At 66.2% G+C, this 16,241-nt stretch carries 10 protein-coding genes; 3 read left to right on the top strand and 7 right to left on the bottom strand.

Annotated elements, in window-relative coordinates; translation table 11 throughout:
• Position 1: 1 nt before the first annotated feature.
• The 6 genes from ICG51_RS10145 to ICG51_RS10120 form a co-directional block, all read right to left on the bottom strand.
• Entirely contained in the window at positions 2–850 is an 849-nt protein-coding gene (locus tag ICG51_RS10145; RefSeq protein ID WP_190280253.1) for a hypothetical protein, read from the bottom strand.
• Positions 851–1,014: 164 nt separating this feature from the next.
• Positions 1,015–2,604, bottom strand: coding sequence for a tetratricopeptide repeat-containing sulfotransferase family protein (locus tag ICG51_RS10140; protein ID WP_190280252.1), 1,590 nt, complete (start codon positions 2,602–2,604; stop codon positions 1,015–1,017).
• On the bottom strand, positions 2,601–4,172 hold the full coding sequence (locus ICG51_RS10135) for a sulfotransferase (RefSeq protein ID WP_190280251.1): 1,572 nt from the start codon (positions 4,170–4,172) through the stop codon (positions 2,601–2,603). Before ICG51_RS10135 ends, ICG51_RS10140 begins: the two co-directional genes overlap by 4 nt.
• A gap of 112 nt (positions 4,173–4,284) precedes the next feature.
• Positions 4,285–7,314: a TonB-dependent receptor gene (locus tag ICG51_RS10130; protein WP_190280250.1), complete on the bottom strand. Its 3,030-nt coding sequence runs from the start codon at positions 7,312–7,314 to the stop codon at positions 4,285–4,287.
• A gap of 255 nt (positions 7,315–7,569) precedes the next feature.
• Positions 7,570–9,321, bottom strand: a complete 1,752-nt coding sequence (locus ICG51_RS10125) for a phosphoenolpyruvate carboxykinase (GTP) (RefSeq protein WP_190280249.1) — start codon at positions 9,319–9,321, stop codon at positions 7,570–7,572.
• Positions 9,322–9,410: 89 nt separating this feature from the next.
• Positions 9,411–9,989, bottom strand: a complete 579-nt coding sequence (locus ICG51_RS10120) for a TetR/AcrR family transcriptional regulator (RefSeq protein WP_190280248.1) — start codon at positions 9,987–9,989, stop codon at positions 9,411–9,413.
• 171 nt (positions 9,990–10,160) lie between these two features.
• Between ICG51_RS10120 and ICG51_RS10115 the strand changes: the two genes are divergently transcribed.
• Both ICG51_RS10115 and ICG51_RS10110 read left to right on the top strand, forming a co-directional pair.
• Positions 10,161–12,632 (top strand): acyl-CoA dehydrogenase, encoded by a 2,472-nt coding sequence (locus ICG51_RS10115; protein ID WP_190280247.1) that lies wholly within the window; start codon positions 10,161–10,163, stop codon positions 12,630–12,632.
• 49 nt (positions 12,633–12,681) lie between these two features.
• A complete protein-coding gene (locus tag ICG51_RS10110; RefSeq protein WP_190280246.1) occupies positions 12,682–13,143 on the top strand; it encodes a hotdog fold domain-containing protein in 462 nt (153 codons plus the stop codon).
• A 13-nt stretch (positions 13,144–13,156) separates the two neighbouring features.
• Here the strand turns inward: ICG51_RS10110 and ICG51_RS10105 are convergent, their stop codons facing one another.
• Positions 13,157–14,503, bottom strand: coding sequence for an MFS transporter (locus ICG51_RS10105; protein WP_190280245.1), 1,347 nt, complete (start codon positions 14,501–14,503; stop codon positions 13,157–13,159).
• A 123-nt stretch (positions 14,504–14,626) separates the two neighbouring features.
• Between ICG51_RS10105 and ICG51_RS10100 the strand changes: the two genes are divergently transcribed.
• The gene (locus tag ICG51_RS10100) at positions 14,627–16,207 is read left to right on the top strand and encodes a choline dehydrogenase (RefSeq protein ID WP_190280244.1); all 1,581 of its coding nucleotides are present in this window, start codon (positions 14,627–14,629) and stop codon (positions 16,205–16,207) included.
• Positions 16,208–16,241 lie beyond the last annotated feature (34 nt).

Here is a 16,241-nt window from a genome sequence, read left to right as displayed (position 1 = left end):
ATCAGAAGTCGTAACGCGCAGTGAAGCGGAAGCTACGCGGGCTGCTGTAGTACAGCACCTGGCCGTAACGCGGGTTCACCGTCGTGCGGCTGCTGGCCGAACGCTCGTAGTAGCCGGTCGGGGTCTGGCTGTCGAACAGGTTCAGCACGTCCATCGCCAGGCTGAGACCCTTCATCCAGTTCGGGGTGTAGGTCAGGTTGACGTTGAACGTCGCCGTCCACGGGGTTTCGCCGGCGCTACCGCGCGGCGAGAACACGTAGCTCGGATCCGGGGTGACATTGGGATTGTTCACCGCAGTCTGCGCGCCCGGGACACCGCAGTAGGAGTAGTACGCGCCGTTATAGATACCGGGCTTGGCATACGGCCAGTAGCTGTAGCAGCTACGCGGACGACCACTCTGGACGATGGCCGAACCGCCCACGCGCCACTCGTCGGTGAAGCGATAGGAGCCGATGGCCTTGATCTGATGGGTACGGTTGTTCGGCAGGCTGCCGCTCACGCCGTACATCAGTTCGGGCAGATCCCAGTCCTGGGTCACCGACACGTCACCCTGGCCGCCGTTGCCGGTATCCACCGAAGAGTTCAGCTGGCCTTCGGCGTTGCCCCAGTTGTGCGACAGGGTGTAGTCGACGCGACCGAAGAAGTTGCCTTCGCGGTACTGGGCGTACATGTCCAGGGCCGCGTACTTGCGCTTCAGCTTGGGGAACGCGGTGCCGAAGTCCTGGGCGAAGTCGTGCGTCACCTGGACCAGGTTGCCGGTACCGTCGTCCTCCCAGAAGGTCGCCTTGTTCGTGCCTGCGTTGAAGATGAAGCACTCGGTGGGGCAGATGTCGTCGATGGCGTTCTTCAAGAGTGAACCAATTCTTAACAACAGAAAAATAATTCTGACTTGTGACTGGTGTAAGGGCCCGGAAATTTCCCGTCCGAGCGCTTGCCTAGCCTCGCGGCCGCGCTGGCACGGCGCACGCAACGGCCATTCTGGTTGAGTCGCGGCGGCAGGTTCTGCGGGCCGGCCTATCGATTGCCCGCGGGGAGTCCGGCATCAGCTGCTTGCAACGCCGCAGACAAGGGGCGCAAGTGATCGGCGTAGACCATCCACTTGGGGACGTCCCGCCGGACTACGCCCTGCCGCACCTGGACTGCGCTGGCGGTAGCCACTGCGCGCCCGCTGTTCCGTGGATCACTCATGGCCGGCAGGTACTCCATGCCGCAGAAAGCAGCGACGCCACGCATCGTCGCCTCAGGGTCACGGGTGAGTTGCGCGTACTCCACGTCCAGGATCCGGCCCGGGAATCGCGCATGCCAGTGCGCCATCAAGCGCCGGTACTGCACGAAGTAGCCGGCCAACTCCAGCTGGTCGTACGAATAGGGGTTGGCGTCCGAGAACAACTCCCGGAGATTGGAAAAGCAGGTCTCCATGGGGTCCCGCACCATGTGCAGGATCCGGGCCTGCGGCAGCGCCTGGCAGATGAACCCGATATTGAGGAAGTTGGACGGCAGCTTGTCGGTGAAGAAGCGTTCCTCGCCCAGGCGCCAGGACATGCCAGCGAGGTAGCGGCGACCAACCGCGCCGAAGTCGATCCCGGTTGCCCGCGCCACGAGGCCGGCATCGATCACGCCGCGGCAATGGCGATCCGTTGCATAGCGCATGGCGCTGGTGAAATCGTAAAGCTCGCCCACGCCGCGCACTGCCGGACTGGCGTCCAACAGCTGTTCGAGCAGCGTGGTTCCGGAACGATGCATGCCCACGATGAATACCGGGGTCGGCCCCAGGCTGGCCTGTGCGGCGACCGGAACGGCCGGGGGCATCGCCACCAGCGCATCGACCAGACGGACACTGTCGTCGGGGTCGTAACGCAGGGTGGCGCGTTTCGCCACACACGCACGCTGCAGCGCCTGCCATGCGGATTCGTGTTCCCCCAGGTCGTCCAGCTCCTTGTGCAGCGCAAAAGCCAAGGAAACCTCCTCCTGCGGCGGCAGGCCTGGACGCGCAAGCTGGGCGCGCAGGCGTGGCACGTGGTTGCTGTCCGCAGTCGCCTTGCGCACGTGCGCAAGGAACCAGTGCGCCTGGCCGATCTGCGGCGCGATAGTGATGCAGCGTTCGAACTCGGCGGCGGCCTCGTCGATGCGGCCGAGATAGGTCAACACCTGGCCGCGCGAAAGCAACGTGGGCGGGTAACGCGGATCCGCCCTGCGCGCCTCGTCCAGATGGATCAATGCAGCTTCCTGCATGTTGAGGTAGGACAGCTGCGCGGCATAACCCAATAGCAGCGGGATCGGAATGCTGTGCAGCGGACCGGAACTCCGGATCAACTCCAGCAGCGGACCGGCCTCGTTGATTGTTCGCAATCGGGCAGCCAGTTGCTGTCGGGTTTCCGGTTTGGTGGGCCGCAACGTGTATGCCATCAGCGCGGCGGTGCGCGCATTCCGGTAACGGCCCGCCAGTGACTCCGAGTAGGACGCCTCCACGAGGTGCTTGGCCTTGACTTCCGTATCCACCCGGATGCCATCCAGCAGTCCACGCAGGGCCGTGAAATCATTTTCTTCCGCAAGTTGCGCGGCGTATTCCAGCATCGCCCGCATGGGTGCATCGATATTGCTCACGCGCCGGCCTCCGCGTCCTGCGGATAACCACAGCGGGCCAGCTCATCCAGCATCGGACCAAGCCATTCGGCATACCGCCGCCACGCACCGACGTGGCGCGTGCTGACGGCGCTACGCACCTGGACGGCGCTGGCCGTGGGAACGCTCTCCCGCGCGCCGGGGATCGTCCGATCCGGCAGGTCAAGCAGCAGCTTGAGTCCAGCAATGGCGGCATCCGGCTGGCGCGCAAATGCCTCGTATTCCACGAATGCCACGCGCGGACTGGCCACCGCCCTCACGTCCTGCAGCAATCGATCATAGCGGGCGTACTGTCGCGCCACCTCCTCCTGGCTATAGCTGTAAGGGTAGGAGGCGGCAAACCACTCCTTGAGGTTGGAAAAACATGCGTCGGCTGGCGCGCGGCGTACGCAGACAATCCTGGCTTCCGGCAACGAAGCCAGGATGTGGCCGATGGCCAGATAGTTCTCCGGCCATTTGTCGGCATAGAACGCCTGTCGGCGTGCCCGCCACCGGGTGTGTTCCAGATAGCGATCGCCCAGAAGGTCCGCTGGCGCCGATGACATGGCCTGCATCAACCCCGCATCGACGTTGAACGAACCTGCCCGCTGGGTCACCCATCGCATCTGGGTAACGAGGTCGCGCAGCTCGCCGGCACTGGCTACGTCCGCTTGCATACAAAGTGCCTGTTCGATCACGGTGGTACCGCTGCGCGGCAGTCCCACAACGAACACTGGCGTAGGTCCCAGCGGTTCTCGGGTTTCGCGACGCGGATGCCGCAGGGCGTGGGTGGCCGCTTCGAACAATGTGTCCTGCGCCGCTTCGTCGTAGTGCACCTGTGCCCGCCGCAAGCGCATTGCCGTATCCAGGGCATCCCACGCGGATCTCGGCTGGCCATCCCGGTCCAACTCATGAAACAGGCTGTACCACAGCAACGCAGCCTCCGGCCCCCGCCCAGGGGCGGCCGCTAGCAGCCGCTTGAGACGATCAATCCGCGCGCCACGACTGTCATCTACACCCAGCTTGGCCAACGCCCAGTGCGCCGGAACCAGTTCCGGGTTGCCACGTACGCTCGCCTCCAGCGCATGTTCGGCCGCTCGCAGATCGCCTGCATACATCAGGTTCAGTCCCAGCAGGTACTGCATCGCCGGAGCGCCTGCCATGCCCGTCGCCATCGCTCGCTGCAGCAGGGGCAAAGCGGCTTCGGGCAGCATATGGTCGGACAACATCTTGCCGACCTCCGCCAGCGCCCCCGGCATGGGCTGGGTCTCGGTCAAGGCATTTGCGCAAGCCAGCGCGGCGTGCGTTTCTCCCAACCGCAACAGCAACTTGCAGAGCATTTCCAGCAGCGTGGCATCCGCCTGCGCCTTCCGGAAGGCTTCCAGCGCATGCGCAACCGCACCGCGTACGTCACCCGCGCGCTGGTCGGCCACGCTCAGGCGGAGGTGGGCATAGGGCGCGATCGCAGGATCGCTGGTCAACCCCGCATAGAGCGTCCGCGCCTCCGCCTCCTCGCCCGCCGCACTCAACTGTTCGGCCTGTTGCCACCGCCGGGATGCATCCATCTCCATTACTGCAACTCCTTGCCGCATCTTGCTGCCGAACTTTAGTCGCTCACGCGACGATCAACAAAAAAGGACGGCCGCACTAGGCGGCCGTCCGAATTACCACAGTGGATCAATATCAGAAGTCGTACTGGACCATGAAGCGGACCGAGCGCGGCGCCTGGTAGCCGTTGACCGACTTCCAGACGTTCGGCTGCCAGTTGCCGCTGCCATCTTCGCCCTGCTCGACCACGTTGATCGCTTCCTGGCTGTTGAGGACGTTGAACACGTCGACCTTGAAGGTCAGGTGCTTGTCGGCAAACGCCGGGGTCCAGGCCACGTTCAGATCCAGCTTCTTCGACCACGGCAGGCGACCCGAGGTACCACGCGGGGTCAGCTGACCCTGGCAGTAGAAGTAGCCGTTGGCATAGGCCGGGTTGATCGGGTGGAAGCCGAAGCAGTTGATCGGACGCCCGGACTGGACGATCAGGTTGCCGCCAACGGTCACGGTATCCGTGATGTCGTAGCTGCCGAACAGCTTGAAGCTGTGGCGGCGATCGTTCGGCAGGTAGCCGTAGGAACCTTCGGTCAGCTCCGGATAGTCGAAGTCCTGGGTGGTGCCGGTATCGTCCTGGCCGATATCCGACTTCACGCCGCCCTCGGTGTTGCCGATGCTCTTGGCGAAGGTGTACGAACCCTGCAGGAACGCGCGGTCCCAGCTGCCTTCGAAGAAGACTTCAAACGCCGTGTACTTGCGCTTGGCCTTCGGGCCCAGCTGATCGGCGGTCAGCTTGACCTCTTCCAGCGTGCCGTCGCCGTTGATGTCCATCTTGAAGGTGGCATCGCGACCCGGGTTGTACAGGTGGCAGAAGGCGAAACCGGGGTTGTACACCGCGATGTCGCTGTTCTGGGTCTTGTCTGCCACTTCCTGGAAGCCGCCGCTGCCGTTGTCGGTGAAGCCGTTGGCCAGAGCCCACTCGATGATCGGGCGGTAGTCGCACTGGTCGTCGATCGCGGCCTTAAGGTCGCGGCGGATCAGGCGGGCGCCCAGCGACAGGTTGTCGGTCAGCTCTTTCTGGAAGCCCAGAATGTACTCGTCCTGGTACATCGGCTTCAGACCCTGATCGGCAATGGTCTCGGGGTTCTTGCCGACGCCGAACTCGTTGTTCAGGTACTTGATCGGACGGCCATTGTTGTAGTTCGGGATCTTGACCAGACCGGTCGGCGCACCCGTAGTCGGATCAACGCCGGTGTAGGTGAAGAACTCTTCGCTGTACAGCGACTTGGACGCACCGCGCACCGCCACGGTGGCGGTCAGCGGCAGCGCATAGCGGCCGGCGTTGCCGTAGACCTTGAAGCTGGAATCGCCGTTCACGTCCCAGGAGAAGCCCAGGCGCGGAGCGAACTGGTTCTTGATCTTGGCGAAGGTCTCGCCGTCGCCGTTCTGGTTGTCGAAGGTATCCCAACGCGCACCGAGGTAGGCGATGAAGTTGGGGGTGATGCTCCAGCTGTCTTCCAGATAGAACGCGGTCTGGTCCACGGCCACGGTGGAGCCGGACTGGAACACGCGCTTGCGCACGACTTGGTTCTCACCGGTAAAACCAGTGCGGGTATAGCGACCATAGCGCCACACGACGCCGCCGGAATAGGACTCACCCGCCACCGACTCGAAGTTGTCGATGTCCACGCCGCCACGCAGCAGGTGGTTGCCCAGCTGCCATTCGGCGTCGATGCGGAACTGGTCGCGGGTGTCCTTGGCGTCCGGGCGGCCCAGGAAGCTGTCCAGGGCGCAACCGGTGATCGACGGGACCAGCTTGTTGACCGCGGACGGGCGAGCGTCGGTGATCACAGGGCAGCCGTTGGCCGGCACGCCCACGTTGCCACCGTAGCTGTTGACTGTGCCGTTGGCAGTAACGGAATAGTTGCTGCGCGAGGACTCGCTGGTACCGGCCAGCACGGTCAGGGTGAAGCTGTCGCTCAGGTAGCCGGTGTACTTGGCGATGTAGGTGTCGCCGCCGCGCTCGTCGAACGCAGTGCCCTTGAACTGACCAAGCTGCGGATTCAGCGGCTTGACCGGATCGGAGTAGGTGGTCGCGTAGTAGTCGGTCTCGTACTTGCGCTTGTCGGAGATGCCGGTGAACTCAAGGATATTGTTATCGTTGATGTTCCAGTCCATCTTCAACAGCCACTTCGGCTGCGTGTTGGTGCCGACGGTGCTGAAGCCGCCCGACGAGGACATCGACTTGCCCTCGCCGATGTCGGTGTACTGCACCAGGCCGTAGGCGAACAGGCGGTCCTGCACCAGCGCACCGCTGGCCCAGACCGACGCCGTCATTTCGGTACCGACGGTGTTGTTGCTGCGGTCAGCCGAAAGCGTGCCGTCGTTCAGGTAGTAGCTGTCCGGGGTTTCGTTCAGGCTGCTGGGCGACCAGAACACATTGGCGCCGGCCTTGAAATCATTGGAGCCGCGCTTGGAGATCTGGTTGACCACGCCACCGGTGGAGCGACCGAACTCGGCGCCGTAGCCGCCGGTCTTGGTCTGCTGCTCGGCGATCGCCTCGAACGGGATCTGCGCGAAGTTCAGGTTGTTGAAGCTGTTGGTGATGTTGAAGCCGTTGAAGAAGTACTGGTTCTCCGCGACCGACGAACCACCGAACGACGCCAGGTTGCCGAACGCGCTGTCGCCGCGGACGGTGCCCGGGGCCAGCAGGGCCACGGAGGTGGTGTCGCGCGACACCGGGATCTTGGCGATCTGCTCGGCGGTCAGGATGGTGGTCGATTCGACAGAAGACACGTCGATCGGGTTGATCGCACCGGAACCGATCACGGTCACGGCATCCAGAGTGGTCGCATCAGCGGAGACGAAATCGACGTTGACGGCACCGCCCACGTTGACGTTCGCGGTGCGCGGCGAACCGCCATTGCGGCTGACCTGGTACTGGCCGGTCGGCAGCTGCGAGAAGCGGTAGGAGCCGGTCGCATCCACAGTGATGGTGCGGCTGAAGCCGGTCGACGGGTTGGTGACGGTAATGGTGTCGCCAGCAACCGCACGGCCAACGACCGCACCAGCGGTGTTGGTCTGCGCCTGCACGCCGCCGACGAAGCACAGCCCCAGAGCGACGGTGAGCGCGCTCCGCTTCAGGCCTTTCGCAAGGTAGTTAGAAGCCATTTTGTTGTAACCCCCATAGGGACGAAGTGACAAAGGAGATCAAGTACGCCCGACCTCAGACGGCCTGACTTCCCGACTATAGAGCAGTCAACATTTATTTAACAACCCCCTTAGTCCGCATTCAGCTTGCGAAACACGCATTCAGTTTCGCGGGCAACGATCCGGCGTTCAGTAATGGTTCTGTTCGCCCAATTGACAAAAAAGAAGCCCCGCACAAGCGGGGCTTCGCGTGGCGGAACCGCCGCGCAGGCTGTTTCAGGCCAGCGCCTCGGCAATCCGCCGCTGTTCCTGAAGCAGCGCCTGCGGCAGGCGCGGGCCGTACTCCGCCAGATATTCGCCGAGGTTTGCGAACTCGGCCTGCCAACCGGCGCGGTCCAGGCCGAACAGCTTGGCGCGGGCCTCGTCGGACAGGGCGACGCCATCAAGGTTGAGGTCGCCCGCCGCCGGCAGGTGGCCGATCGGCGTCTCGGTGGCGGCCACGCTGCCTTCGACGCGGCGGATCATCCACTCCAGCACGCGCAGGTTGTCGCCGAAGCCGGGCCACAGGAACCTGCCGTCGTCGCCCTTGCGGAACCAGTTGACGTGGAAGACCTTGGGCAGCTTCGCGCCGTCCTGGTCGAAGCTCAGCCAGTGGGCGAAGTAGTCGGCGAAGTTGTAGCCGCAGAACGGCTTCATCGCCATCGGGTCGCGGCGCATCACGCCGACGGCGCCCGTGGCCGCCGCGGTGGTTTCGGACCCCATCGCGGCGCCGACCAGCACGCCGTGGGTCCAGTCGCGGGCCTCGAACACCAGCGGCACCAGCGAGGCGCGGCGGCCACCGAAGACGATGGCGCTGATCGGCACCCCCTGCGGGTCTTCGGCCATCTCCGAATACGACGGGCACTGCTTCGCGCTGACGGTGAAGCGGGAATTGGGATGCGCGGCCGGACGCACGCTGGGGTCGTACGGCTGGCCCTGCCAGTCGGTGGCCGGGACCTGGCCGTTGTCGATGCCTTCCCACCACGGCTGGTTGTCGGCGGTGACGCCGACGTTGGTGAAGATGGTGTTGGTCTGGACCGAGGCCAGTGCGTTCGGGTTGGACTTGTTCGAGGTCCCGGGCGCCACGCCGAAGAAGCCGGCTTCCGGGTTGATCGCGTACAGGCGGCCATCCGGGCCCGGACGCATCCAGCAGATATCGTCGCCGATGGTCCAGATCTTCCAGCCGTCGCGGCGATAGCCTTCCGGCGGGATCAGCATGGCGAGGTTGGTCTTGCCGCAGGCGGACGGGAACGCGGCGGCGACGTAATGGGTCTGCCCCTGCGGGTTCTCCACGCCGAGGATCAGCATGTGCTCGGCCAGCCAGCCCTCGCTGCGCGCCTGATGGCTGGCGATGCGCAGCGCGTGGCACTTCTTGCCCAGCAGGGCGTTGCCGCCGTAGCCGGAGCCGTAGGACTTGATCGTCAGTTCCTCGGGGAAATGCATGATGTAGCGGCGGTTGGGGTCGAGCTCGCCGATCGAGTGCAGGCCCTTCACGAAGGTCCCGTCGCGCTCGATGCGGGCCAGCGCCGCCGCGCCCATGCGGGTCATGATCCGCATGTTGGCGACCACGTAGGGCGAGTCGGTGATTTCCACGCCGCAGCGCGACAGCGGCGAATCGATCGGCCCCATGCAATAGGGGATCACGTACATCGTGCGGCCCTGCATGCAGCCGTCGAACAGCGCGTCGATCTCGGCGTGGGCCTCGTCCGGGGCCATCCAGTGGTTGTTCGGGCCGGCGTCTTCGTGATGGGTGGTGCACACGTAGGTCAGGTGCTCGACGCGGGCGACGTCGTCGGGGTGCGAGCGGTGCAGGTAGCTGCCGGGATGGGTCTCTTCGTTGAGCCGGTGCAGCGTGCCATCGGCCAGCATCTTGTCGATCAGCGCCGCGTTCTCGGCGTCGCTGCCGTCGCACCAGTGGATGGCGTCCGGGCGGGTGAGGCGCGCCACCTCGGCAACCCATTGGTTCAAGCGGTCAAGTTTGCTGGTCATGAAGTCGGAATCCTTCGCCGGTCACGGGCAGTCATTGAAATCGTTTGCAGAAAACGCCGTGCAGCGCCCGTCGCGCCGCGCGGCGGCGATCACTTCTTCTGTGGCACCAGTGTCGCCATCATGTGTTCGACGTAGCCGTCGAAGCCTTCGATGGGCTGGCGGGCCTGGAACCTGGGCAGCTCCAGCTGCAGCACCCCCACGTACATCGCGTAGGTCATGCGCGCGCGGTTGAGCGCGTCCTTCTGGCTCAGGCCGGCCTGGCGGAACGAGGTGAACAGGAACCCGATGCGGCGCTCCAGCACGTGCCCCAGTACCGCATCCACCGCGGGATGACCGCCGGCCTTGAGCAGCTCGGAATAGATGATGTGGGTCTTGTTGTGCTGTGCGATCAGGCGGAACAGCGTGCGCAGGCGCTCGGTGGCATCGCCGATCGATTCCAGCGCGCCGTAGGCATTCTGTTCGTCGCGTTCCCATCGTTCCAGTGCCGCCTGCAGCAGCGCGTCGCGGGAGGGGAAATGCCAGTAGAAACTGCCCTTGGTGACCCCCAGCCGGCGCGCCAGCGGCTCCACCGCCACCGACGCCACGCCCTGTTCGGCGATCTGGTCCAGTGCCTCGCGGGCCCAGTCGTCGGCGCTCAGGCGCCCGCTGCGTGGTGCGGTTCCGGTCATCGTGACGCTCGTTCCATACGCTGTCGACGGGGGCAGTATGCTGAGTTTTCACTCGGTTTTGCGCGTTGACAGTCTCGCCGCAAGCGCCATACTAGCCCGTATGGTAGGCAGGATGCGCCCCGCGCGCAATGCCTGCCGCCCCATGACCGCCGTGCTACCGGGAGCCCCGCCATGAGCTTCGTCCTGCCTTTCATCGTCATCTTCGCCGCGGGCGCGTTCGCCGCCTACCATCGGCTGCGGCTTGCGGTCTGGGCCGCGCTGACCGTCACTCTGCTGGTGGCCTGCTGGCTGCTGGGCGCCAATGCGACCGCCACCGCCGTCGCCGCAGTGCTGGTGGCGCTGGTCGCCGTGCCGCTGCTGGTGCCGGCGATCCGCAAACCGCTGCTGACGGCACCGGCGCTGGGCTTCCTGCGCAAGGCGCTGCCGCCGTTGTCGCAGACCGAGAAGATCGCGCTGGAAACCGGCTCGGTCGGCTTCGAAGGCGACCTGTTCTCCGGCAAGCCCGACTGGACCAAGCTGCTGGCCTATCCCAAGCCCCAGCTGACCGCCGAGGAACAGGCCTTCCTGGACGGCCCGGTGGAGGAGCTGTGCAAGCAGATCAACGACTGGGAGATCACCCACGTCCACGCCGACCTGCCGCCGGAGCTGTGGGACTTCATCAAGCGCAACAAGTTCTTCGGGATGATCATTCCCAAGCAGTACGGTGGCCTGGGTTTCTCCGCCCTGGCCCACCACAAGGTGATCCAGAAACTCGCCTCGATTTCCAGCGTGGTCAGCGCCACCGTCGGCGTGCCCAACTCGCTGGGCCCCGGTGAACTGATCAACCACTACGGCACCCAGGAGCAGAAGGACTACTACCTGCCGCGGCTGGCGATCGGTCAGGAAGTGCCCTGCTTCGGCCTGACCGGACCGTTCGCCGGCTCGGATGCGACCTCGATCCCCGACTTCGGCATCGTCTGCAAGGGCGAATGGAACGGCGCCAACGTGCTGGGCCTGCGCCTGACCTTCGACAAGCGCTACATCACCCTGGCACCGGTCTCCACCCTGATCGGCCTGGCCTTCCGCATGTACGACCCGGACGGCCTGATCGGCGATACCCGCGACATCGGCATCACCCTGGCGCTGCTGCCGCGCGACACCGAGGGTGTCGACGTCGGCCGCCGCCACTTCCCGCTGAATTCGCCGTTCCAGAACGGCCCGGTGCGCGGCAAGGAAGTGTTCATCCCGCTCAGCCAGCTGATCGGCGGCGTGGACATGGCCGGCAAGGGCTGGAACATGCTCAACGAGTGCCTGGCCGTGGGCCGCTCGATCACCCTGCCCTCCACCGCCAGCGGCGGCGCCAAGGCCGGCGCGGTGGTGACCGGCGCCTACGCGCGCATCCGCAAGCAGTTCGGCCTGCCGGTGGGCCGCTTCGAGGGCGTGGAGGAAGCACTGGCGCGGATCGGCGGCAAGGCCTATGCGATCAGTGCGCTGTCGCAGGCCACCGCGGCGGCGGTGGATCGCGGCGACGTGCCGTCGGTGCCGTCGGCGATCGCCAAGTACCACTGCACCAATGCCGGCCGCGACATCGCCAAGGACATCATGGATGTGATCGGCGGCAAGGGCATCATCCTCGGCCCGCGCAACTTCGCCGGCCGTTCGTGGCAGGCCGCGCCCATCGCCATCACGGTGGAAGGCGCCAACATCATGACCCGCAGCCTGCTGATCTTCGGCCAGGGCTCGATCCTCTGCCATCCGTACATCCTCAAGGAAATGCGCGCAGCGCAGGACCCGGACGCGAAGGCCGGGCTGGAGGCGCTGGACGGCGCGCTGTATGCGCACGTCGGCGGCGCGATCTCGAACGCGGTGCGCTCGTTCTGGCTGGGCCTGACCGGCTCGCGCCTGCAGGCGACCGCGGGCGATGCCTACACCAGGAAGTTCTTCCGCAAGCTCAACCGCTACGCCGCCAACCTGGCACTGCTCACGGACGTGTCGCTGGGCGCGCTGGGTGGCCGGCTGAAGTTCAAGGAATCGCTGTCCGGCCGCCTCGGCGACGTGCTCAGCCACCTCTACATGATGGGCGCGGTGCTCAAGCGGCACCATGACGAAGGCTGCCCGGAGGCCGACAAGCCGCTGCTGGCCTGGGCCTTCCACAACAGCGCCTACGAGATCGAGCTTGCACTGTCGCAGGCGCTGCGCAACTTCCCGATCAAACCGCTGGGCTGGCTGCTGTGGCCGCTGGTGTTCCCGCTGGGCCGTCGTGCGGTGGCCCCGGGCGACCGCCTGTGCCATCGCGTGGCGATGCTGCTGATGGCGCCGAACGAGGCGCGCGAGCGGCTGGCCAACGGCGTGTTCCTGACCCCGGGCGAGCACAACCCGGGCGGGCGCATCAACAGCTACCTGGCCAAGGCGATCCTGGCCGAACCGGTGGAGCGCAAGTTCCAGAAGGCGCTGAAGGCCAAGGGCATCGAGGCACTGGAGTTCGCCTCGCAGCTGGACGAGGGCGTGCGCGAAGGCTGGATCTCCGCCGAGGAGCGCAAGCAGCTGGAAGAGCTGCACGCGATCACCCTGGACACCATCACGGTGGACGACTTCGACGCCCACGAACTGCGCGCGGCGAGCTATTACGACCATCACGCCGACAGCCGGCGGGCAGTCGCCTGACCTCGCAGCCGTCCCGGCCAAAGGCCGGGGCGGCGCTGCGCACGCTGCCGTGTCCGTCCTCTCGAGCTATCGATCCCTTGCCCACTGGCCCGCGGGCCGCTGGCTGTTTTCGCGCCTGGTGTGCTGGAAGGCGCCGTACTTTTCCAGCATCGCGCCGCGGATCGAAGTGCTGGAACCGGGCCGCTGCATCGCCACCCTCAGGCACCGGCGCGCGGTGACCAACCACATCGGCACGGTGCACGCGATCGCCCTGTGCAACCTCGCCGAATTCACCGGCGGACTGGCCTGCGACGCCAGCATCCCGACGTCGATGCGCTGGATACCCAAGGGCATGACCGTGGCCTACCTGAAGAAGGCGGTGGGTACGATGCGCGCCACCGCCACCCCGGCGTTCCCGCCGCGCGAAGCCGCCGGGGGCTACGAACTTCCGTTCGAGGTCGTGGTGGAGAATCCGGCGGGCGAGGCGGTGTTCAAGGCCACCATCGCGATGTGGATCTCGCCGAAGGGTTGAGCCGGCAGCGCGCTCAGCCGCCGTCCGGTGCGCGTGCGTCGGGCAGCTTCTTCGCCTCGGCCGAGACCCGCCACGCGCTGAACGTGAACCCGCACGCCACCAGCAGGCCGACGCCGAATACCGCGGTGGAACCGAATCCCGCCAGCAGCTTGTGCGTCCACACGAAGGTCAGGTCGCCGCCCCGGTAGATCACCGTGTCGATCGCCGCGCCGGCCTTGTAGCGCCACTCGCGCGCCACCCGGGTGTAGATGGTTTCGCGCGCCGGCTTGCCCAGCGCGAACTCGCCACTGCGGGTCATCACCTGCACCACCGCCACCAGCAGCGGCAGCGGCGATGCCGCCAGTGCGGCGTAGCCGAGCACAATGGCGAAACCCGGGATCAGCAGCGCCGGGGTGATGCCGAAGCGCGACAGCAGCGCGCGGGTGACGAACAGCTGCACCAGCAGGGTCACCCCGTTCACCGCCAAGTCGATGCTGGCGTAGTAGGCGGTCGCCGCCTTCGGGTCGGGATAGAACTGGCGCACGATCGCGGCCTGCTCGTTGTACAGCAGCGTCCCCACTCCCACCCCCAGCACGCACAGCAGCGCCAGCCAGCGCAGCAGCGGCTCGCTGGCCACCAGTTTCAGGCCGGCCCATACCGCCCCGCCCATCGGCACCTCGCCGCTGGCCAGCCGGCGGCTGGCCTCGCGCTGCACCGCGTAATGGCGCAACCGCAGCAGGCAGACCACGCACAGCACCAGGAACGCGGCCGACACCAGCATCAGGTTGGCGATGCCCACGCGCTCGACCAGCATACGGGTCAACGTCGGGCCGAGGATCGCGCCCACGGTGCCGGCGGCGCCGATGTAGCCGTAGCTGCGGCGCGCTTCGGCATCGCTGAAGACATCGGCCATGAAGCTCCAGAACACCGCCACCGCGAACAGGTTGAATACCGTGATCCACAGGAAGAACGCCATCCCGCGCCCGGGCATGCCGCTGTCGAAGGCGACGTAGAACAGCAGCAGGGTGGCGATGAAGAAGCCGTACACCGTCGGCAGAAACACCCGCCGCGGCCAGCGGCTGACCAGCCAGCCGTACACCGGCTGCAGCGCCAGCATGATCAGGAAGGTGCAGGTGAACAGCACCTGCAGCTGCAGGTCTTTCAGTACCACGCCGCGCTCGGCAAAGAACGCGATCATCGACGGCGGGAACAGCGCGGCCACGTCGCTGGACGCGCCCATCGCCTCGCGCACCGGGCGCAGCACGTAATAGCCGGTGAGCAGGCAGAAGAAGTACAGGAACGACCACAGCAGCGGCGGCGAATCGCCGAGTGCTGCTTTGAAGCGACCGAAACTGCCTGCGACGGCGGGGCGTTGGGACATGGCTGCCGGAAGGCGGAACGGTGCGCAACGGTAACCGCTGGAGGCCCGTCCGCGCCACCCCGCCAAAGAGCATTTGCTCTAGCAGCGGCGCATACGTTCGGTCGGTCATCGCAGGGGGCGCACGTGTACGACTACATCATCATCGGCGCCGGTTCTGCCGGCTGCGTCCTGGCCAACCGCCTGAGCGAGGACCCGGCGGCCAAGGTGCTGCTGCTGGAAGCGGGCGGCCGCGACTGGCACCCGTTCGTGCACATGCCCGCCGGCCTTGCCCGCATCGCCGGGCTGAAATCGATCAACTGGGACTACGCCACCGTGCCGCAGCCACAGCTGGGCGGGCGGGTGCTGTGGTGCCCGCGCGGCAAGCTGCTGGGCGGCTCCAGCTCGATCAACGCGATGTGCTACATCCGCGGCGTCGCCGCCGACTACGACGCCTGGGCGGCCGGCGGCGCCAGCGGCTGGCACTGGGACAACGTGCTGCCCTACTTCCGCAGATCCGAAGGCAATGCCCGCGGCGAAGACGCATGGCATGGCGCCGATGGCCCGCTGTGCGTGTCCGATCTGCGCCACGTCAACCCGCTCACCCGCGTCTTCGTCGAAGCCGGCCGGCAGGCCGGGCTGGGCCTCAACGACGACTTCAACGGCGCCCGGCAGGAAGGCGTGGGCCTGTACCAGGTCACCCAGCGCGACGGCGCGCGCTGCTCGGCGGCGGTGGCCTACCTCGACCCGGCGAAAGCGCGCCCCAACCTGACCATCCGCACACACGCCGAGGTCAGCCGGATCACCTTCGAACGCGGCCGCGCCAACGGCGTGGTCTGCTCGATCAAGGGCCAGGGTTTCCATTTCGAGGCCGCGCGCGAAGTGATCCTCAGCGGCGGCGCGATCAATTCACCGCAGCTGCTGATGCTGTCCGGCATCGGCCCCGCCGACGAACTGCGCCGGATGGGCATCGAGGTCCTGCACGATGCGCCCGGCGTCGGCGCCAACCTGCAGGACCACCTCGACGTCACCACCCTGCAGCACTGCACCCAGCCGATCAGCTACGACCGCATCAGCGAGGTCAAGACCGCGCTGCAGTATTACCTCGGCGGACATCAGGGTCCGGGCACCAGCAACGTGGCGGAGGGCGCGGGCTTCGTGCGCTCCCGCCTGGCGCAGGATGCGCGCGCCGACATCCAGCTGCACTTCATCCCGGCAATGATCGACGACCACGGCCGCAACCGCCTGCGCGGCGACGGATACACCCTGCACGCCTGCTTCCTGCGCCCGCGCAGCCGCGGCAGCGTGCGGCTGGCCAGCAACCGCGCCGCCGACAAGCCGATCATCGACCCCAACTACCTTGGCGATGCGGAAGGTTTCGACCGCCGCATGCTGGTGGAATGCGCAAAACTGTCGCTGGAAATCCTGGCGCAGAAGGCATTCGATCCCTATCGCGGCGCGCCGATCTTCCCCGCCACGCCCCCGCGTACCGACGCCGAGTTCCTCGAGTTCGTGCGCAACCGCGCCGAAACCGTCTACCACCCCATCGGAACCTGCCGGATGGGCAGCGACGACACCGCGGTGGTCGACCCGCAGCTGCGCGTGCGCGGCGTGGACGGCCTGCGCGTGGTTGACGCCTCGGTGATGCCGGACCTGCCGGGTGGCAACACCAACGCGCCGACGATCATGATTGCGGAGCGGGCGGCGGACCTGATCAAGGCAACCTGATCAACCCCGCGCTGCACCCCCTGCGACAGTGCGC

The organism is Thermomonas sp. XSG (genome assembly GCF_014678725.1).
Lineage (GTDB): Bacteria > Pseudomonadota > Gammaproteobacteria > Xanthomonadales > Xanthomonadaceae > Thermomonas.
This window is presented reverse-complemented; position numbering and strand designations above follow the sequence as displayed.

Bases quoted from the DNA above. Each gene is read 5' to 3' on its own strand.
- ICG51_RS10130 (WP_190280250.1), bottom strand. From the start codon at position 7,314: ATGGCTTCTAACTACCTTGCGAAAGGCCTGAAGCGGAGCGCGCTCACC.
- ICG51_RS10105 (WP_190280245.1), bottom strand. From the start codon at position 14,503: ATGTCCCAACGCCCCGCCGTCGCAGGCAGTTTCGGTCGCTTCAAAGCA.
- ICG51_RS10125 (WP_190280249.1), bottom strand. From the start codon at position 9,321: ATGACCAGCAAACTTGACCGCTTGAACCAATGGGTTGCCGAGGTGGCG.
- ICG51_RS10120 (WP_190280248.1), bottom strand. From the start codon at position 9,989: ATGACCGGAACCGCACCACGCAGCGGGCGCCTGAGCGCCGACGACTGG.
- ICG51_RS10115 (WP_190280247.1), top strand. From the start codon at position 10,161: ATGAGCTTCGTCCTGCCTTTCATCGTCATCTTCGCCGCGGGCGCGTTC.
- ICG51_RS10135 (WP_190280251.1), bottom strand. From the start codon at position 4,172: ATGGAGATGGATGCATCCCGGCGGTGGCAACAGGCCGAACAGTTGAGT.